16 protein-coding genes are annotated in these 18,235 nt (G+C 62.8%); 3 read left to right on the forward strand and 13 right to left on the reverse strand.

Annotated features, from left to right (window positions below):
- Window positions 1-10: 10 nt before the first annotated feature.
- From BLU76_RS10155 to BLU76_RS10165, 3 genes are read left to right on the forward strand one after another with little or no spacing between them, the layout of a single operon-like run.
- Entirely contained in the window at window positions 11-811 is an 801-nt protein-coding gene (locus tag BLU76_RS10155; RefSeq protein ID WP_063320346.1) for a carbohydrate ABC transporter permease, read from the forward strand.
- Between the two features lie 10 nt (window positions 812-821).
- On the forward strand, window positions 822-1,094 hold the full coding sequence (locus BLU76_RS10160; protein WP_063320347.1) for a DUF2160 domain-containing protein: 273 nt from the start codon (window positions 822-824) through the stop codon (window positions 1,092-1,094).
- A gap of 48 nt (window positions 1,095-1,142) precedes the next feature.
- Window positions 1,143-2,885 carry an ABC transporter substrate-binding protein gene (locus BLU76_RS10165; RefSeq protein WP_063320348.1) on the forward strand — a complete coding sequence of 581 codons (1,743 nt, stop codon included), beginning with the start codon at window positions 1,143-1,145 and terminating at the stop codon, window positions 2,883-2,885.
- A gap of 120 nt (window positions 2,886-3,005) precedes the next feature.
- Here the strand turns inward: BLU76_RS10165 and BLU76_RS10170 are convergent, their stop codons facing one another.
- The 13 genes from BLU76_RS10170 to BLU76_RS10230 form a co-directional block, all read right to left on the reverse strand.
- Complete coding sequence (locus tag BLU76_RS10170) at window positions 3,006-3,944, reverse strand: alpha/beta hydrolase (protein ID WP_063320349.1); 939 nt, start codon at window positions 3,942-3,944, stop codon at window positions 3,006-3,008.
- A 125-nt stretch (window positions 3,945-4,069) separates the two neighbouring features.
- Window positions 4,070-4,864, reverse strand: coding sequence for a ChbG/HpnK family deacetylase (locus BLU76_RS10175; RefSeq protein WP_092222604.1), 795 nt, complete (start codon window positions 4,862-4,864; stop codon window positions 4,070-4,072).
- Window positions 4,836-6,011 carry a GNAT family N-acetyltransferase gene (locus BLU76_RS10180; RefSeq protein ID WP_092144319.1) on the reverse strand — a complete coding sequence of 392 codons (1,176 nt, stop codon included), beginning with the start codon at window positions 6,009-6,011 and terminating at the stop codon, window positions 4,836-4,838. Before BLU76_RS10180 ends, BLU76_RS10175 begins: the two co-directional genes overlap by 29 nt.
- A 5-nt stretch (window positions 6,012-6,016) precedes the next feature.
- Window positions 6,017-6,706, reverse strand: coding sequence for a GNAT family N-acetyltransferase (locus BLU76_RS10185; RefSeq protein ID WP_063320352.1), 690 nt, complete (start codon window positions 6,704-6,706; stop codon window positions 6,017-6,019).
- Window positions 6,703-8,598, reverse strand: coding sequence for a hypothetical protein (locus tag BLU76_RS10190; protein ID WP_170867294.1), 1,896 nt, complete (start codon window positions 8,596-8,598; stop codon window positions 6,703-6,705). The genes BLU76_RS10185 and BLU76_RS10190 overlap by 4 nt, the downstream gene beginning before the upstream one ends.
- Window positions 8,599-8,720: 122 nt before the next feature.
- Window positions 8,721-10,025, reverse strand: coding sequence for a lipopolysaccharide biosynthesis protein (locus tag BLU76_RS10195; RefSeq protein ID WP_092144323.1), 1,305 nt, complete (start codon window positions 10,023-10,025; stop codon window positions 8,721-8,723).
- Window positions 10,022-11,026 carry a polysaccharide deacetylase family protein gene (locus BLU76_RS10200; RefSeq protein WP_063320354.1) on the reverse strand — a complete coding sequence of 335 codons (1,005 nt, stop codon included), beginning with the start codon at window positions 11,024-11,026 and terminating at the stop codon, window positions 10,022-10,024. The genes BLU76_RS10195 and BLU76_RS10200 overlap by 4 nt, the downstream gene beginning before the upstream one ends.
- A gap of 12 nt (window positions 11,027-11,038) precedes the next feature.
- On the reverse strand, window positions 11,039-12,175 hold the full coding sequence (locus BLU76_RS10205; RefSeq protein ID WP_092222609.1) for a glycosyltransferase family 2 protein: 1,137 nt from the start codon (window positions 12,173-12,175) through the stop codon (window positions 11,039-11,041).
- Entirely contained in the window at window positions 12,168-13,127 is a 960-nt protein-coding gene (locus BLU76_RS10210; protein ID WP_092222611.1) for a glycosyltransferase, read from the reverse strand. Before BLU76_RS10210 ends, BLU76_RS10205 begins: the two co-directional genes overlap by 8 nt.
- On the reverse strand, window positions 13,124-14,494 hold the full coding sequence (locus tag BLU76_RS10215; protein ID WP_092222614.1) for an O-antigen ligase family protein: 1,371 nt from the start codon (window positions 14,492-14,494) through the stop codon (window positions 13,124-13,126). Before BLU76_RS10215 ends, BLU76_RS10210 begins: the two co-directional genes overlap by 4 nt.
- Window positions 14,491-15,594, reverse strand: coding sequence for a glycosyltransferase family 4 protein (locus BLU76_RS10220; protein ID WP_092222616.1), 1,104 nt, complete (start codon window positions 15,592-15,594; stop codon window positions 14,491-14,493). Before BLU76_RS10220 ends, BLU76_RS10215 begins: the two co-directional genes overlap by 4 nt.
- A complete protein-coding gene (locus tag BLU76_RS10225) occupies window positions 15,591-17,183 on the reverse strand; it encodes a GumC family protein (protein ID WP_063320359.1) in 1,593 nt (530 codons plus the stop codon). The genes BLU76_RS10220 and BLU76_RS10225 overlap by 4 nt, the downstream gene beginning before the upstream one ends.
- Before the next feature lie 17 nt (window positions 17,184-17,200).
- Complete coding sequence (locus BLU76_RS10230) at window positions 17,201-18,223, reverse strand: polysaccharide biosynthesis/export family protein (RefSeq protein ID WP_046063509.1); 1,023 nt, start codon at window positions 18,221-18,223, stop codon at window positions 17,201-17,203.
- Window positions 18,224-18,235 lie beyond the last annotated feature (12 nt).

Genomic DNA, 18,235 nt, shown 5'->3' on the forward strand with positions numbered 1-18,235 from the left:
GGCCCGCACGATGAGCAAGAGAAAGCTGATACCCCTGCTGATCTACATCCTGTTCCTGCTGGTGCCCATCTACTGGCTGCTGAATATGTCGTTCAAGAGCAACACCGAGATCCTCGGCAGCCTGACCCTGTGGCCGCAGGATTTCACCTTCCACAACTACAAGGTGATCTTCACCGACCCGAGCTGGTACACCGGTTACTTGAACTCGCTGTACTACGTGAGCCTGAACACGGTGATCTCCCTGGGCGTCGCGTTGCCGGCCGCCTATGCGTTTTCCCGCTATCGGTTCCTGGGGGACAAGCACCTGTTCTTCTGGCTGCTCACCAACCGCATGGCGCCACCGGCGGTGTTCCTGTTGCCGTTCTTCCAGCTGTATTCGTCCATCGGGTTGTTCGACACCCACATCGCCGTGGCCCTGGCCCACTGCTTGTTCAACGTGCCATTGGCGGTGTGGATCCTCGAAGGCTTCATGTCCGGGGTGCCGAAAGAAATTGACGAGACCGCCTACATTGACGGCTACAGTTTCCCCAAGTTCTTCGCCAAGATCTTCATTCCGTTGATCGGCTCCGGCATCGGCGTCACGGCGTTCTTCTGCTTCATGTTTTCCTGGGTCGAATTGCTGCTGGCGCGCACGCTCACCTCGGTGAATGCCAAGCCGATCGCAGCGGTCATGACCCGTACGGTGTCGGCGTCCGGTATCGACTGGGGCGTGCTGGCGGCGGCGGGGGTGTTGACCATCCTGCCGGGCATGCTGGTGATCTGGTTCGTTCGCAACCACGTGGCCAAGGGCTTTGCCCTGGGCCGGGTCTGAGGAGTCGATGATGGAATGGATGAACTGGACCGCCCCCACGGCGGCGTTCTTTGGGGTCATCGCCTTGCTGCTGGCAGGCATGACCACGTGGGAATTGCGTTCGCCGAGTATCCCTCGGCGTGGTTTCCTGCCGATTGCCACCACCCGTGGCGATCGGTTGTTTATCGGTCTTCTCGGTAGCGCCTATCTGCATCTGCTGGTGATTGGCGTTACCGACTGGAGCATCTGGATAGCGTTCGCGTTGTCTGTGGTGTGGCTGTTGGCAGTGATGCGGTGGGGCTAATCGCGACAATTCGACGATCAGGCTCTTAAACCCAAACAGGAGGTCTCTATGTTCGATAAAAACAATAAGCTGCGACATAGCGTTTCATTGGCAGCCATGCTGGCACTCAGCGGGCTGAGTGCTGCGGCCTGGGCCGACGCCTATGAAGACGCCGCTAAAAAGTGGATCGGCAGTGAATTCAAACCGTCTACCTTGACAGCCGAGCAGCAGCTCGAAGAACTCAAATGGTTCATCAAGGCCGCCCAGCCATTTCGTGGGATGAAAATCAACGTGGTGTCGGAAACCATCGCCACCCACGAATATGAATCCAAGGTGTTGGCCAAGGCCTTCAGCGAAATCACCGGGATCCAGCTGACCCACGACCTGCTCCAGGAAGGCGACGTGGTGGAGAAGCTGCAGACCCAGATGCAGTCGGACAAGAATATCTATGATGGCTGGGTCAACGACTCGGACTTGATCGGTACGCACTTTCGCTATGGTAAGACCGAATCGATCACCGACCTGATGGCCAATGAAGGCAAGGACTTCACCTCGCCGACCCTGGACCTCAAGGACTTCATCGGTATCTCCTTCACCACCGCGCCGGACGGCAAGGTCTATCAACTGCCCGACCAGCAATTCGCCAACCTGTACTGGTTCCGCGCTGACTGGTTCGAGCGTGCGGACCTGAAGGCCAAGTTCAAGGAGAAATACGGCTACGAGCTGGGCGTGCCGGTGAACTGGTCGGCCTATGAGGACATTGCCAAGTTCTTCTCCGAAGACGTCAAGGAAATCGACGGCAAGCGCGTCTATGGTCACATGGACTACGGCAAGAAAGACCCGTCCCTGGGTTGGCGCTTCACCGATGCCTGGTTCTCCATGGCCGGCGGCGGCGACAAGGGCCTGCCCAACGGTTTGCCAGTGGACGAGTGGGGCATTCGCGTCGAGGATTGCCATCCGGTCGGTTCCAGCGTGACCCGTGGTGGCGACACCAACGGTCCCGCGGCTGTGTTCGCGACCACCAAGTATGTGGATTGGATGAAGAAATACGCACCGCCGGAAGCTGCGGGCATGACCTTCTCCGAGTCCGGCCCGGTGCCGTCCCAAGGCAACATCGCCCAGCAGATTTTCTGGTACACCGCTTTCACCGCCGACATGACCAAGCCGGGCCTGCCGGTGGTGAACGCCGATGGCACGCCGAAATGGCGCATGGCACCTTCGCCACGCGGCCCGTATTGGGAAGAGGGCATGAAGCTGGGGTATCAGGACGTGGGTTCCTGGACGTTCATGAAGTCCACGCCGGAGAAGCAGAAGCTCGCGGCCTGGCTCTATGCGCAGTTCGTGACGTCCAAGACCGTGTCGCTGAAGAAAACCATCGTTGGCTTGACGCCGATTCGTGAGTCGGACATCAACTCCCAGGCGTTGACCGACCTGGCGCCGAAACTCGGTGGCCTGGTGGAGTTCTACCGCAGCCCGGCCCGCGTGCAATGGACCCCGACCGGGACCAACGTGCCGGACTACCCGCGCCTGGCTCAGCTGTGGTGGAGCCACATCGCCGAAGCCGCCAGTGGCGAGAAGACCCCGCAGCAGGCCCTCGATGGCTTGGCCAAGGACCAGGATGCGATCATGACGCGCCTGGAACGCTCCAAGGCCCAAGCCACCTGCGCCCCGAAAATGAACCCCGAGCGCGACGCGCAATACTGGTTCGACCAACCGGGCGCACCGAAGCCGAAACTGGCGAACGAGAAGCCTAAAGGTGAAACAGTGAGCTACACCGAGCTGTTGAAATCGTGGGAGGCAGCACGCAAGTAAAGCCCCAAGCGTGAAAACGAACGGCACCGAAAGGTGCCGTTTTTTTTGCGTGCGCTTGCACCGCTATCGCGAGCAAGCTCGGCTCCCACTGGGGATTGTGGTGATCTGAAGGGCGAGTGATCAACCCGCTTTGGCCGGGCTGGCCAAGGCGTTTCCGGCCACGGGCGATGGTGGGCTTTTCATCAGGGCATTCAATGCCTGCCCGTAGTTTTTGCCCGCCAGGCTCATGCTGTTGTTATGCGTCGCCCCCGGCACCAGCAGCAGGCGCTTGGGCTCCCGGGCGGCGTTGAACAGTTGCTCGCTGAAGCGCGGCGGGACGTAACGATCGGCAGAACCATGGACCACCAGCAGCGGCATGTTGATCTCGCCGATTTTGTCGATGGAGTCGAATTTCTGCGACAACAACCAGCGCACCGGCAGGGACGTATTTGCCATTGCGGTGGCGACATCGCCCAAGGAGGTGAACGTGGATTCGATGATCAGGCCTCGGACCTGGGCAGCGCCATTCTTCGCGGCCTCCTGGCCCAACTGCGCTGCGAGGTCCACCGCGACGGCACCGCCCAGAGAGTGACCGTAGATCAGCCGCAGGGCCGGGTCCGGTTGCAGTACCTTGAGGCGTTCCCAAGCGATGCGTGCATCCTCATAGACGCTGGCTTCCGATGGCAGATCCCCATGGCTTTTGCCAAAGCCACGATAATCGATAGCCAGCACCGAATAACCCAGCGCCCTCAGTTGCTGGATACGAAACAACTGGCCGGTCAAATTCCAACGCACACCGTGCAAGTACAGGATCGTCGGTGCGTTCTTGCGTTCGGCCGGCCACCACCAGCCGTGGATATTTTCCCCGGCCTTGAAACTCTTGGGCTTGAGATCGAATTCCTGCACGCCGCTGGGAAGCCCACTGAACCAGCTCGCCGTCCCCGGCTCGATGCGAAAGACCAGCTCGCGTTCCTTATGTTGCAGCACTGCACAGCCCACCGGCAGTCCGACCACCATTGCGCTCATGACAAGGAAGGCCAGCCAGCGCCGCCGAAGGCGAGAGAATAAAGGTAAAGGCATCGACGCAATTCGCAACTCGAAACAGAAGATGCCTTGTAGCAGATTCTCCGGAATCGGCGCAGGGATTTCGGACGACCGTGGCGAGGTAGCAAACGCCCTCGCCACAGGTAAACACCGCGTTCCTGTCAGTGCACATCCCCGTACTCAACCACCGTCAACACCCGTGCGTTCCGGCCGTATGCGACCTTGGGCACGCCCGCCAGGCGCTTGTGCAGTACTTGGGTCAACGACTCGCCTGGCCTCAAGCTGGCATCGCCAAAATCCCCGTCCAATTGCATCGGATGCACGATGACCTCAAGCGAGCCATATGCCGGTGGCGCGGCGTGGTCCAGGTCGGCTGGGGTGCAGACGTAGTCCGCTGTCGCGCCGCACAGGCTGCGCATGCGCCGGTTGAGCAGGGTCTTGAAGATGCGTTTGGGCAGGTTCAAGTTTGCCCCCAGGTTGCGCGCCAGGCGTATGGGCACGCCTTGCCTGGCGGCGAAGCGGGCCACCAGTTCGCCGATGGGCCAGATGTTGTGCACATGTTGATGGGAATCGAGATGGCTGGGTCGCAGGCCGTGGTCCAGGCAGTGTTGCCATTGCGCTTGCAGTTCATCTTCCACTGCCGCCAGATCCTTTGAGCCCAGGCGCAGGCAATAACGCGACAGATTCAGGTCGAACTGGCCACTGGCGTCGCAAAAAACCGCTCGTGAGGTGATCGCCTGGCCCAGCGGCAGGCCGTAGCTGAGGTTGAAATGCAAGCCAACGTGGCCGTTGAGCAACGGTTGCCGGGCCATTTCACACGCCTGACCGAAACCCGGCATGTTGGCCATGGCCGTGGTAGAACTGATCACTCCGGTCTCGAAGGCCCGCAGGATCAGCGCGTTTTCGCTGAGGCTGAGGCCGAAGTCGTCAGCGTTGACGATCACTTGGCGCGGCATCCGTCTTCTCCTGGTTCTTTGGAGGGGACGATGCCGTCGTCGCGGTCGGTTTGCTCCGGCGTTTGCCGAACCATGGCTTCAAGCTTTTCCATAGCCGCAAGGCAAACCCCAGCAGCAAGCCACCGGGCTGCCAGGAGTAAAAACTCCAGCGCCAGTGTTCCAGTTGGCCAGTCATGCGTTCGTGTAGCTGATGGCTGGAGTTCTCCAGGCTGACGCGCGAGGCATCGATCCAGTGCCAGTTCTCGTCCAGCCCCCAGCGAATCCACTCTTCGAGCAATACCCGGCCGCTGCCTAGGTCGGCATGCTGCGGCAGGAACGCCAGGTTGTAGTCATACAGCCGTCCCTGATCCAGTAAACCGAGGCGATAGCTGATGCATTCGCCGTTCAGCTCCAGCATCACCACCCGCACCAGGCCTTGGGCGGCGAGGGCGGTGAAGGCGTGGTTCATCCATTGCCGGCGCCTGGGGTCGGCGAAGATGCCGACGCCTTCCTCGCCTTTCCAACTGGCCGCCTCGACCTCGGCTAGGTTGCGCAACAACTGCCCCATGCTGATGGCATCCGGTTTCACCCGGCGGATCTCGGCGCCACAGGCGGCAATTCGCTTGCGTGCGCGGCGCAATTTGTAGCGTGGGTCGCCAGAGATTTCCTGATGGTCGCTGTCGCTGATCAAATGCACCGGCACCCGGCAACTCAGGCGTCGTTCTCCGGTGGAACTCAGTGTCATCCAGGCACTGAGGACGCTTTGCTCACCGACCGGCTCGATCACCTCGTTCAATTGCAGCAGCGCGTGGGGCAAGTGCTGACGGATCTGCATCAGCGCCTGTCCCATGCCTTCGGCGTCCAGGCGCATCATCAAGGCGATGCGGTCGGCCAATGGATAACCCAAGTGATGCAACACCCGGAACCGCAGCCCGCCGATACGCTCACGCCCCGATACCAGGGGCAGGCACAGGCACAGCGCCTGGTCTTCCCAGCCCAGCAAAACCTGTAACTGCTGCTCCGGCAGCAGGGCGAACTCCGCCGCTTGCAACCAGGCCAGGGTGTTGAAGGGCGTAGCGTCGGGCACCTGGGTTCGCAGCTGGTCATAGGCCGTTATGGGAAAGTCCTCGGCGCCCAGGGAGCGACACCATTGGAACCGGATCGCCATGGGCGTCAGGCCGCTGCAGTCGATGCAACCGGCTGGGCCGGTTTACGGAAGGCGTCCAGTGCCGAGCCGTTGTAAAGCGTGTCGCGGAAAAAACGCCAGCGACCGAACAGGCGATACACATGGGTGATCTTGCCGCGTTCCTGGAAGCCCATGCGTATATGCATCTTGATCGCTGGGATGTTCTCTATGTCGCAGACATCGACCATGGTGTCGCAGCCTTTGTCCGCCATGACTTTCCACATCTCCAGCTGCATGTCCGCCGACATCCCGGAGCCCCAGTAGGCGCGGGTCATCTCGCCGCCGAACTGAAAGTATTCGCCGGGGTTGATCGGGAAGTTGCAGCGATAGAAATGACGGTCGAAATAGTCTCGCGTGCTGCCCCAGGCGAACCCCACGGTGTCGCCTTGACCGTCCAGGTACATCAAGCCTGTGTAGCCTTCGGCGGCCAGCTCGTGCATGGTTTTGACGCGGTCGCCGAAATACCGGGCAAAAGCGTCGGCATTGTTGACTGTGATGAACTCCAGGCGCATCGGCGGGTAGGCCTTGAGATTATGCGGGGGCAGTGGGGTCCGCACATCGTGCTCCAGCCATACCAGTTGCGAGTGGAGAAACACGTAGCGTCTGAACAGCTGTTTGAGGACGGCGCGCAGGCCTTTTTTCTGGATGCGATCACGCAATTTCTGCAGAACGTTCATGGTGCCTCCTGACGGGTGGCGGGGTGGGGGGAAACGGAAGCGGTCCAGCTCAGGGCAAACAGGGTTTCTCCTGGCAGGAGAAAGTGGATTTGCCCGGCCTCGCAATTGAACGGGGCGCTGCGGCTATGGTTGTCGGGGCCGAAATACGCCAACTCGGCTTTCGCCTGGGGGCAGGGCACGCCGTCCAGGCTGACCTGTTGCAGGCGCGTGCTTTTGTTTACGCCCAGCAGGCTGCGTCTTGCGTCGGTGGCCATGGCCAGTACGTCGACTTCGAAGGCGTCGTTATCCAGGCGCAACACCTGTTCGAGCCAATGCGCTTGGATGAATTGCTGGGCCAGGCCCACCGGCTTGAGTTCCAAGCGCTGGTTGTCCAGCACTCGCACCATGCCTTTTGGGTACTCCGGTTCGTCGGCGGACTGGAACCAGTTGAGCATGTCCAGCCAACCGTCCGCGGAGGCGTTGATCACCACGGACGTCCACCACAGGGCGGCGTAGTGGGTTTCCTGGTCGTAGGGGCTCAGGCTCGAGCCGCTGGACATGTTGGTCTGGTCCAGCAGCAAGGCCTTGTTCGGCCGGCCCTTGCTGTCCAGGCCCACCAGATCCGCGGCGCGGCGCACGCTGTTGCGATAGACCCGGGTCGCCAGCAGGTCGCGGATCATCCATTCATGCCAGGCCAAGGCGTCGATCTGGTCACTGGATTCGGCCAGCAAGCGTCGCGCCCAGTCGATCCCGCGCCGGTCAGCGGCGTTTTCCGCCAGGGGGCCATTGGTGAACCGAGAGCTGGCCGGTATGGCAATGCGCACCCCGGCGCGGGCGTTGGCGGGGACGGCGCGAACCTGACTGGCCATGCTCTCGAACACCTGCTTGAAACTGGCGAAATCCGGGTAGTTGAGGTTCGGCTCATCGGCGAAACTGAGGTAGTGGATACCTTTGCCGCCCATGGCGCGGGTCGACTTGAGCCAGGCCTGCAAGCCGCTGTTGCTGACGCGGTCGGCCTGCAGGTCGGCCTTGCGTGCGCTACCGGCCAGCAGGGTGATGTCCCGGGTGATGCCGAAGCGGTCCTGGTACAGGCGCCGGAACCCATCTTCATGGTCCGGCTTGGCAGCGGTAACGTCGACAAAACTGTAATAAGTGGCGGCCTGGGGCTTGAGGGCATCGATTACCGGATAAGCGGAGGGCGGGGGCATGGCGTAGGGCAGGGACATACCCAGTTTCGGAGTTGTTCCCAGGACATCGCCATAGAGTTTCAGGTGCGCTTGCCCCGGGTCCTGGCGCAGCGGGTGCAGATGCTCGGCGGTCTGGGCGAACAGGTTCGCCGTGCCGTCCAGCCAGAACGCCGCCTTGCCGTTGCCCTGCAACTGCAAGCGCCAGGTTTGCTCGACGTTGGCAACGGGCAGGGCGACCTGGTCGAACTGCCAATAGGCCGGGTATGGCTTGAGGTTCAATTGCAGCTGTTTGCCATCGGCGACGCGACGGGCTTGCAGGCTGCGCACACCGCCGTGGAACTTGCCCGCGAGCATGGCTTGCTCACCGGGGGCGACCTTGAAGTACAACTCATCGCCGTCATGGGTTTCAGCGCTGAAATGCACCTTGGCCGGAGCGAACATCGCTTGGGTATGGGCGTCGTGCTCGACGGTGTAGCGACGGAAACTGTAGCCGGGAATTTCCAGTCGATAGCTGGCGGCCCCCGGCAGCAAGGGCCACTGCTGCTCGCCACGTTCCTGGGCGGCCTTGATCAAGCGCGTACCCACCAGTCGCCCCTGGCCGTTGAGCAGGTACAGGTGCTCACTATTGGCGTTGGCCTGCCAGGCTGGTACCCAGCGCACAGTCACGTAATCCGGGCGGTCGGTCTGCAGGTACAGGCTGCCGTCGCGGATGCCGGTCCATTGCATCACCGCGCCCTGGGCCAAAAAGGCCAGGCTCCAAAGGCACAGGCCTGCAGCCACTTTCCACCAATGCTGCACTGGCCCGATCGCGAGCTTATTCGCAATGGCGGTTTGGCAGGCAACCACACTCATGTCGATTTCCCCAACAGCATCTGGCGCATCGGCAGCAAGTCGCTGGGCAGGATGATCAGTGTCTGCCACAGCGCCACGCCGCTGAGGCGGCAGTACATGGCCAGCAGTGCCACGGTCACGCCCAGGTAGGCGATTGAAGACGCGGCGGCGGCCCCGACGATGCCGTAGCGGGGAATCAGGATCAGGTTCAGCGCCAGGTTCAGCAGCGCGCCCACGCCCATCAGCAGCGAAACCGTGCCGGGGCGGTCCTTGCCCAGCAGGTCCAGGCGCAGGATGCTCGCGTAGCACAGCCCGAACAGCCCCGGCAGCAGCGCCAGCAAGGCGGGATAAGCCGGCTGGTAGGCGGCGCCGAACAGGGTGACGATCAGCCATTGGCCGATCAGCGCCATGCTCAGGCAGGCGCCGAGCATCACCGTGGCGGTCAGGCGCAAGGCCAGGGGCGTCAGGCGCTGCATGTCGCGGTCCTGCTGCAACAGGCGTTTCATCAGCGGCGTGGTGACGGCTTCTGGCACGATCAGCAGCAATTCGGCGGCGGCGCTGGCCATGGCGTAGTGACCCAGGGCCGTGCTGCCCAGCAGGGCACCGATGAACAGGAAGTCCGAGCGCAGCAGCACTTGCTGGAACAGCAGGTCCGGATGGCTGCGGGCGCCGTAGCGCAGCAGTTCGTTCTGATGGGTGCGATCCCAGCGCAGGGTCACCACATGATCGCGACGCAACCACATCCAGCCGGCCAGTACCACCAGACTCAGGCCCGCCAGCCAACTGATCAGCGCCGCTTCCAGGGCCGCATCTTTCCACATCCAGAACAACACTAGGAACAGCACCAGTGGCGCCAGGGATTCCATCAGGCGCAAGGCATTGAAGGCACCCACGCCGCCGGAGGCGTTGTGCAGCGTCAGCAGACCGCTCTTGAGCACGGTCAACGGCACGGCCAGCAACAGCAGCCAGGCGAGCAATCCCAATTGCGTGGTGATGTCCAGCTCGCCGCCGAACTCGCGTACCAACGCCACCACCAGCAAGGTCAGCAAGCCGGCCAACAGGCAGCCGAAGACCAGCACCTGGCTGAGCAACAACCCCATCGAGCGCTGCTGCGCCGCCTGATAACCCACGGCGCCATTCAGCCCACCGCTGGTGGCGGCGCTGATCAGGTCCGGCAGGGTGCTGAGCAAGGCAAACAGCCCGCGTTCGCTGGGCCCGAGAATCCGCGCCAGCAGCACATTGCGCACCAGGCGCAGGCCGATCATCGCCAGGCGCGTGCCCATGCTCAGTGCCAAGTGCTTGAGGTAATGAGCGCGGCTCATGGGCGTGTCCCGCGGCGAATGCGCCAGGCCAGCAATTCAGGGTGATGGGCATTGCTCTGACTGACGCCGAAGCGCGGCAGGTTCAGCGGGTCACCGTCGTTGCGATACAGCCCCGCCTCGGTGCCGAGGGCGAAGGCAAACCCATGGGCCGCCACCTGTTGGCGCACCCGGGCATCGTGATCGCCGTTGGGGTAGCAATACACCGGCAACGGATGGGCACAGCCGTTTTCCAGGGCGATCCAGCTGCGCGTCAGTTCTTCGTGCAGGCGCTGGTCATCCAGCCCGGTCAGGATCGCGTGGCTGGCGCCATGGGGACCGAAGCGGATCAGCCCGGAATCTTCGAGCATGCGCACCTGGGGCCAGTCCAGGGCCTGGGGCTGGGAACCCTGGGGGCAGGCGTCGGTGAGGTCGCTCAGCGTGTGGGTATCGAGACTCTTGAGGCTTTGCAGGTAATGCAGCAGCGCCAGGCTGCGGCGCTCGTCGTCGATGTCATCGAGCAGCACCGGCAACGGTCGACCGACGTGCTGCAAGTGCTCGATCAATGAGCGCCGTGCCACCTGGCCATGGCTGCCCCAGAGGGTTTCGCCGATGCTTTCCCACCAGAAGTGCTGGCGACTGCCGATGAAATCGGTGGAGAGGAAAATACTCGCCGGCACCTGGTATTGGCGCAGCAACGGAAAGGCATTCATGGCGTTGTCGCGCCAACCGTCGTCGAAGGTCAGGGCCACTCGCGGACGGTTCGGAACGGTTTCGGGATCGGCCAGCAACAAGGTCATCAGCGGCACGCACTCGAAATGCCGTAGCAGCCAGATCAGCAAATGTTCAAACGCTTCGGGCCCCACGCACAGTTCGTTGCGGTGGGGCAGTTCGGCGGCGCGGTCGTTGTTCAGTACACGATGGAGCATCAGGATCACGCCGGCGCCACGCAGGGGGTGGCGGCCCAGGGACGTGTTCAGGTACAGCCAGCCGCCGGTGCGCTTGAAGACTTGTTTGATTGACATGGGCCGTCCTCCTCAGCGGTTCTGTTCGGGGTTCCACTGGCTGTAGCGCTGGCCCCGCAGGAACTGCCAGAGCCCGATGCTCATGCCCGCCAGCGTCACCAGCACGAATGCGGCCAGGCGAAAGGGCCGGGGCAGGCGGTGGCGCGCGTCCATCAATCCGATCAGCGCCATGGCGTAACCGAGCAGTTGCGCCACCAGGCTCAGGCGATAGAACGGATGGTCGTTCCACAGCCAGGCATTGCTCAGCAAGAGCGGCAGCAGCAACACCGGCGCCAGGCGGCGGATCAACTTGTGGCTGATCAAGCCGATGGCGTAGAGCCCATGGCGCAGTGGGTTGAGCAGTTCCCGGCGCTGAGCCAGGCTCTGCAACCCGCCAACGGTGACCCGCTGGCGTCGGCGAAATTGCTTGTCGGCTTCGTCCACGCCCTGGTCGGTCACCCGGGCCTTGGGGGCATAGACGATGGATTTGCCGGCAGCTGGCGCGCAGGTGCTGAGGAAAAAGTCATCGTTGACCTGGGCCGGTATCGGTTGGAACAGCACCCGACGCAAAGCCAGCAACGCGCCGTCGGCCGAGACCATGCAACCGGTGCGACTCTCCACCCGACGCAACCAGCCTTCGTAATGGCGATACAGGCTGTCGCCCAGGCTCAGGCCCTTGCCCGGCACCGGGATTTCCATGTGCCCGGCGCAGGCGCCGACTTCCGGATCGCCCAAGGGCGCCAGCAGATGGCTGAGGGTGTCGTTGGCCCATTGGTTATCGGCGTCGGTGAACACCAGGATCTCGCCGTGGCTGTGGGCGACACCGGTATTGAGGGCGGCAGCCTTGCCTTGGCGCGGCAGGTCGAGCACGGTGATGCGCGGGTCGATCACCTTGCGTGCGCAGGCCACTGTGTTGTCGGTGGAGCCGTCGCTGGCGAGGATGATTCGCAATGAATGGGCCCGATAGTCCTGGGCCAGCAAGGTGCGCAACTTGTCCTCGATGTGCCGCGCCTCGTTGTGGGCGGCAATGACGATGCTCACGTCCATCGGAAGCGCCTTGCCGTAGCGCCGCACCGGAAACAGCGGCGCCAGCAGGCTCAACATCAAGGGATAACCGAGGTAGGCGTACACCGGCAGCAACAGGCACGACCAGTAAATGAATTCAGCCACGGGCAGGTCTCCTGGCATTCCAATGACACAGATTGAGCAGCAGTGCGGCACCGGTCAGGTGCAGGCGCACCCCATGCAAGGCCCACAGTTGAAGCGTCAGGCGCAGGTCGCGCCGACTCTGGCGCAGGCTGAGGAACAAGGCCGGCAGCGAGGTGATCAGCAACAGCATCAGCGCCAGACGCAGCTGCCCCTGCAGCAGCGCCACCAACGTCAGCAAATCCAAGCCCCAGGCGCCAATGGACAGCGCCGGGAAGCGCAGCAGGCGCAGGCTCGGACCATGGCTGCGCAGCAACTGCAAATGACTGCCCTGGCGCCACAGCTCTTTGCTCATCCACTCGCGCCAACTGCCTTCGTAGCCCCAATGCAAGGCCACGCTTTCATTGACCAGCAACAGCTGCGCTCCGGCCTGGCGCAGGCGCCAGGAGAAGTCCTTGTCTTCACCGGTGCGCAGGCTCTCGTCGAAGCCGCCGACCCGTTCGAACCAACGGCGGCGCATCAACAGGTTGGCGCTGGGCAGCCACTGCACCCGATGCAGGAGACGTGATGCCGGGCGTTGGCTGCGGCGCTGCCAGGCTTCGGCGAACCACGGTGCCTGCCGGGGCGTGTCCAGGTCCAGGCCCAGCACATCGCCCTGGTGGCCTTCGAGCTCCAGCAACAGCTTGAGCCAGTCGGCCGGCATTTCGATGTCGGCGTCGATGAACGCCAGCCAGTCGCCGCTGGCGACGGCGGCACCGCGGTTGCGCAGGGCGCCGATGTGCACGCCGGGTACGATCAGCACCCGCGCGCCCAACTCATTGGCGATGCGCGGGCCAGCGTCGTCGGAACCGTTGTCCACCACGATCAATTCGCACTCCAGCTGCGCCTGGCGCGCGGCTTCCTGCGCAGCCAACAGCGTGCGGCCGATGTGACGCGCCTCGTTGTACATCGGGATCACAATGCTGACCCGGCTCATGGGCGAGCCTCCAGTGGCGCGGCCCGTTCGGCGTCGTAGCGCAACACGCTGGTGAGGGCGAGCATGATCCACAGCAACTTGTGGTTCGGCGCACTGAGAAACATCAGGAACAACGCCAGCGAAAGGAAACTCATGCCCAGGTGCGTCAGCAGGTCGGCTTGCGCCCAGTCCCGGCGTTGCAGCCAGAGGCGTCGGGCATGCAGCAGGTTGTACAGGCCAAGGCCAATCATGCCGACGAACATCAGCCCGCCCGGCACGCCGATTTCGCTGAAGATTTCCAGGTAGGTGTTATGGGCCCGGCGATACAGATCCCCCAGCTTGCGGTTGGCCGAGAACGCCTTGGCATAGCCGGTGGGCGCGTAGTGCAGGGGAAAGGTTCCGGGCCCTGACCCGAGTATCGGGTTCTCGCGGATCATCTGGCTGCCGACCAGGATGTACGAGGCGCGGCGGCCCAGGGACTCGTCCTTGTGGGCGCTGGCGCCGGCACTGAGGATGCTCAATGACTGGATGCGGGCGACGTAGCCGGCCGGCATCACGGCGATTGCCAGGGGAATGATGATCGCCAGCCCGAGCATGGCGAAACCCAGGTGCCGTGGGCGGATACGCGGCAACTGCGCGCGGTAGTGATACAGCCCGATCATCAGGCTGAGCAACAGCACCACCAGTCCGGAGCGCGACTCGGTCTTGGTCATGCCACCGAGCAACAGGATGAACCCTGCGCTCCAGAACAATCGGTGCAACAGGTTCGGACTGCGCAGCACCAGCCACAAGGCCAGCGGTACGGTGAACGCAATCAACAGGGCAAAGACGTTGGGGTCTTCCAGCAGGCCGGAAGCGCGGCCCTGATCCTGATATTGGGCCGAGAACATGGCGAGCACGCACGTGGTGGAGACGCTCACCGTCATCAGGCGGGCGAACAGGTCCAGGTTCAGTTCGCGACCGATCAGCAGGGTGATCACGAAGAGAATCAGCCCCACCGTCAGCTCTCGCAGGTGGGTCAGGGACAGGTCCATGTTTTCCGAGAGCAACAGACTCAGGCCATAGAGCACCATGAAGCCGATCAGCGGCTTCCAGATATTGCTGCGCAAGCGTGTCGCAGGAATCTGGTGCACCGCCAGTTGCAGCATCAAGATCAGGATCAGCGCCAGGCCAAGGAACTTGCTGCCGGAAAACGCGCTGTCCTTGAACAGGCCTTCGAATGGCACCAGCGCGGCAATGCCCAGCAAACCCCAGCCGGGCTTGCGGTACAGCAGGGCGACGCCGACCAGGCCGAGCACCGCGCCCGGTGCCAGGAACGGATAAGGGCTGGCCAGCAACGCCAGGCACACAAGGCCCAGCAGGCTGACGATCGAGAGCGGGACAATCATGAGCGAGCCTCCCGTGCCGTGCGGATGTAAAGCTGCGACCAGCATTCGGCCAGCGTGCGCAGGTCGTAGCGGTCCCGTTGGGTACGGCGTGCGTTATCGGCCAGGATCCGCGCCAGGGGCGGTTCGCTGAACAGTGTTTCGATCTGCGCTGCCAGTTCCGCGCTGTTGGCCGGTGCCGCGAGCAGGCCGTTATGACGGTCCTGCAATACGTCGGGAATGCCGCCGACGCCGAACGCCACCACCGGCACGCCGGCCTGCATGGCTTCGAGCAGAATCATCGGGGTGCCTTCGGTGCGCGAGCTGATCACCAGGGCGTCGAGGCGACTCCACCAGGCGTTCATGTCGGTCTGGTAGCCTGGCAATTCGATACGCGTGGGCAGTCCGGCGTCGGTGATGCGCTTGAGCAGCGCCTGGCGCTCAGGGCCGTCGCCGAGCATCACCGCGTGCAGCGATGCATGCTTCTGGCACAGCGGAATCATGGCGTCGAGAAACAGGTCAGGACCTTTCTCGCTGCTCAAGCGGCCGACGTAGCCGACCCGCCAGCGTTGCTTGTCGGCGCGATGGGCCAGCGGCGTGCTGGCCGCTGGCAGGCCGTTGGGAATGACGTCGAGTTTTTCCGCCTGCACGCTGGCTCGGCGATGCAGCGTGGCGATGCTCTCGGCCACGCAGACCACGCGCTTGACCGAGGCGGTGCGGCACAGTTGCAGGCTCAGCCAGGTATAGAAGCGCTGCTTGGGGCTTCGTGGGGTGAAGCCATGCTGGGTAATCACCAGCGGCAGGCCCAGCAGCGTGGCGGCGGACCAGCCGAACAACAGCCCCTTGAAGTTGTGGGTGTTGATCAGCGGCCGCTCGTCCCGGCGCTGGCGCAAGTGCTGCAACAACTCGGCCCAACTGGCGCAATGACGGCAATCGACCCCGGCCTGGCGAAAACGCGTGATCAAGGTGGGGGGCGCCGCCAGGAACAGCACTTGGTGCTGCCCAGGCGTCGCCAGGCAATGATCGAGCAGCATCCGCTCGGCCCCATAGAAGCCGCCGCTGTCGAGCAGATGAATGATCGACAGGGGACTGCTGTGGCGGGTCGGGCCGAACGGCGCGTTCAATTTCGCACCCAATGGACAAGGCTGGGCAGGCTCCAGTTGCGGTGCGGGTTGACCTTGTCGGGGGACTGCTCGTTGATGACCAACAGCACCGGCACATCCAGTTGCTGGGTGATTTGCGCTGGGTGCTTGAAGCGATGGTCGAAGAACTCACGCACATAGACCAGGGCGATCGCCAGCAGCAGGCCGCTGAACATGCCGAAGACAATGATCAGCATCGGCTTGGGAAAGGCCGCAGCGGTTGGTTCGAACGGCGGGCTCAGGACCCGGGCGTTGGACAGGTCGTTGTCCAGCGAACGCGCGGTGCTGGCTTCGGCGAAGCGCTGGGCGTAGGTGGAGAAGGCCGCATGCAGGGCGTTGATCTCGGTGTCCATCTGCCGCAGCTTGCTCTGGGTTTCCTGCAATTGATGGATGCGCTGCTTGAAGGCGGCGATGCGTTCGATCTTCTGATTGATCACCGAACTGACCACCGCCAGATCGGTGGTGCGTTCCTGAATGCGGTTGTTCACCACCTTCAGGAACTGCTGGCGCGTGCGGACGATCTGTTCCCGGGCCAGCAGCATCGGTTCGCTGCTGGGCTGGAAGATCGCCAGGTCATTCATGTAGCGGCTGACCTGGCTGGTCAGTTGCTCGCCCAGCTGTCTGATTTCCCGGTCTTCGAAGGCAATGTTGTCCACGGTGGTGGTGAAGGTGAACGGGAAGGTGTAGTCGTTGAACCGCGAGCTGTTCGCCGCCGCGAGACTGGTCTTGAGGTAATCGAGCCAGCGTTGGCTTTGCAGCAGGCGATCCTGGTACAGGTTCAGGGCCTGCTCTTCGGTATTGATGGCGTTCAGGCGGAAGGTGACTTCTTCCTTGGGATCGGACGATCCGATGTTTTCAAGCAGCCCGAGCCGGTTGCTTTCCAGGCCGTCGAGACGGGTCTGGTACTGGGCTTTCTTCTGCTCATAGAACGTCTGCGGCAGTTCGATCGATTGCAGGTCCTGGCGGCTGCTGAGGTAGTTCTGCAGCAGTTGCGCCACGAACCGGGTGCCCTGGGCCGGGTCGCCGAAACTGTAGACGATGGAGATGACGTTGGAGCCGGGCAGGGTCTCGATCTTCAGGTTTTCGATGGCCTCGTCGGTCAGCGTATCGAGCACAGTGTCGCGCACCGGATCGACTTCCAGCCCCAGGCCATCGCGCAACGGGTTGATGACGTACTCGCGCAGGGGCTGGGTGATGTAACGCTTGAAGGGATCGCTCACCCATTTGTTGAAGATGCCCGGGCTGGGCGTGTATTCGCCCTGGTCGCGCAGGGTGCTGATGGTCTGCCGGATCAACGCTGGCGAGCGCAGGATATTGCTTTCGGTTTCCATGTCCGCCAGGGACGGCGGGATGAAGGTCGCGTTTTCCTGGTTCAGCGACGTGGTGGCGTCGCCCTGGGAGAGTTTCTTCGACTGGACGATCACCTGGGCGGTGATATCGAAGCTCTGCTTGAGCATCAACGGCAGCACCAGAGCGATCACGGCGAAAATCAGGAAGATACGCTTCACCCACTGCTTGTTGGCGAAGAAGATCCTGAAGAACTCGTGCAGATAGTTTTCCTTGGGGTTCATGATCGGTCACCTGAGTTTCAGTTGTCGCTGCCTTTGTTGTCGACGCGGTAGCCGAAGCCGAACCCCACGCCCTGGAACAGCACTACGTCGGCCAGTTGCCTGGCCGTTTCGCCGGCTTTGGCCAGTCCGGTCTTGGGCACGTACAACATGTCCTCCGGCTGCAGGTAGGCGATCTGCGAGGCGTCGCCGCTCAAGGCCTTTTCCACGTCGTAGTGACGGGCTTCGACCTGGTTGCCGTTGCGGCGCATGATCATCACCGAGTCGAGCCGGGCCTTGACGTTCGTGCCACGGGCCAGGGTCAGGGCTTCGAGAACCGAGATCGGCCGGCGGATCGCATAGGCGCCGGGTTGGGCCACTTCACCGAGTACATAGATCTCGTTGCCGGCGGTGGACTTGAGCAGCACATCCACGGTCATGTGGCCGGGCAGTTGGGCGTAGCGCTCGTTGAGGAAGGTCTCCAGCTGGGTGACGGTCATGCCTTGCAACGGCACCGAGCCAATTTCCGGGAAGCTGGCGTAGCCATCCCGGCCCACGATGATTTCCCGACTCATGCCCGTGGCCGGGTGGGTCAGGGTGTTGCGCAGGTTCGCCTCGCCGGAGAGCGGGCTGGTCACCAGGACAGTCAATTGGTTGCGATTGGGTTGGAACAGCATCTTCTGGTCATAGGCACGCTGCACCGCCAGGCGCGCCTCGTCGGTGGTCAATCCGGCGACTTTCACCGAAGTGTTGGCGCCCGGCAGTTCGATGGTGCCGTCGGGCATCACTTGTTGCGTGCCATTGAGCTGGCTGGCGGCGGTGAAGTTCAGGGCAACCTGGTCGCCCGGTTGCACTCGATAGGCCTGGGAGGAGGTCGTGCCGATGTGGAAGATCACATCCAGCACATCCTGGGGCCGCAAGGTCTGTTCGACCTTCGGCATGTCGGTGGCCTGGGCGTTGGCCGGCGCGGCCGTGAGGATCTGCACCGGCATCGAGCGGGTATCGCTGGTACTGGAGCAACCGGCAAGCGGCAGCAACAGCAGGACAAGCATTCTGGCGTTCATCTCGTCATCCTT

It is taken from the genome of Pseudomonas sp. NFACC08-1, assembly GCF_900106735.1.
Classification (GTDB): domain Bacteria; phylum Pseudomonadota; class Gammaproteobacteria; order Pseudomonadales; family Pseudomonadaceae; genus Aquipseudomonas; species Aquipseudomonas fluorescens_Q.

Coding starts and splice junctions, on each gene's coding strand:
- BLU76_RS10175 (WP_092222604.1), bottom strand. CDS start 4,864: ATGCCGCGCCAAGTGATCGTCAACGCTGACGACTTCGGCCTCAGCCTC.
- BLU76_RS10215 (WP_092222614.1), bottom strand. CDS start 14,494: ATGATTGTCCCGCTCTCGATCGTCAGCCTGCTGGGCCTTGTGTGCCTG.
- BLU76_RS10185 (WP_063320352.1), bottom strand. CDS start 6,706: ATGAACGTTCTGCAGAAATTGCGTGATCGCATCCAGAAAAAAGGCCTG.
- BLU76_RS10180 (WP_092144319.1), bottom strand. CDS start 6,011: ATGGCGATCCGGTTCCAATGGTGTCGCTCCCTGGGCGCCGAGGACTTT.
- BLU76_RS10165 (WP_063320348.1), top strand. CDS start 1,143: ATGTTCGATAAAAACAATAAGCTGCGACATAGCGTTTCATTGGCAGCC.
- BLU76_RS10190 (WP_170867294.1), bottom strand. CDS start 8,598: ATGCAATGGACCGGCATCCGCGACGGCAGCCTGTACCTGCAGACCGAC.
- BLU76_RS10200 (WP_063320354.1), bottom strand. CDS start 11,026: ATGTCAATCAAACAAGTCTTCAAGCGCACCGGCGGCTGGCTGTACCTG.
- BLU76_RS10170 (WP_063320349.1), bottom strand. CDS start 3,944: ATGCCTTTACCTTTATTCTCTCGCCTTCGGCGGCGCTGGCTGGCCTTC.
- BLU76_RS10155 (WP_063320346.1), top strand. CDS start 11: ATGAGCAAGAGAAAGCTGATACCCCTGCTGATCTACATCCTGTTCCTG.
- BLU76_RS10160 (WP_063320347.1), top strand. CDS start 822: ATGGAATGGATGAACTGGACCGCCCCCACGGCGGCGTTCTTTGGGGTC.
- BLU76_RS10225 (WP_063320359.1), bottom strand. CDS start 17,183: ATGAACCCCAAGGAAAACTATCTGCACGAGTTCTTCAGGATCTTCTTC.
- BLU76_RS10210 (WP_092222611.1), bottom strand. CDS start 13,127: ATGAGCCGGGTCAGCATTGTGATCCCGATGTACAACGAGGCGCGTCAC.
- BLU76_RS10230 (WP_046063509.1), bottom strand. CDS start 18,223: ATGAACGCCAGAATGCTTGTCCTGCTGTTGCTGCCGCTTGCCGGTTGC.
- BLU76_RS10195 (WP_092144323.1), bottom strand. CDS start 10,025: ATGAGCCGCGCTCATTACCTCAAGCACTTGGCACTGAGCATGGGCACG.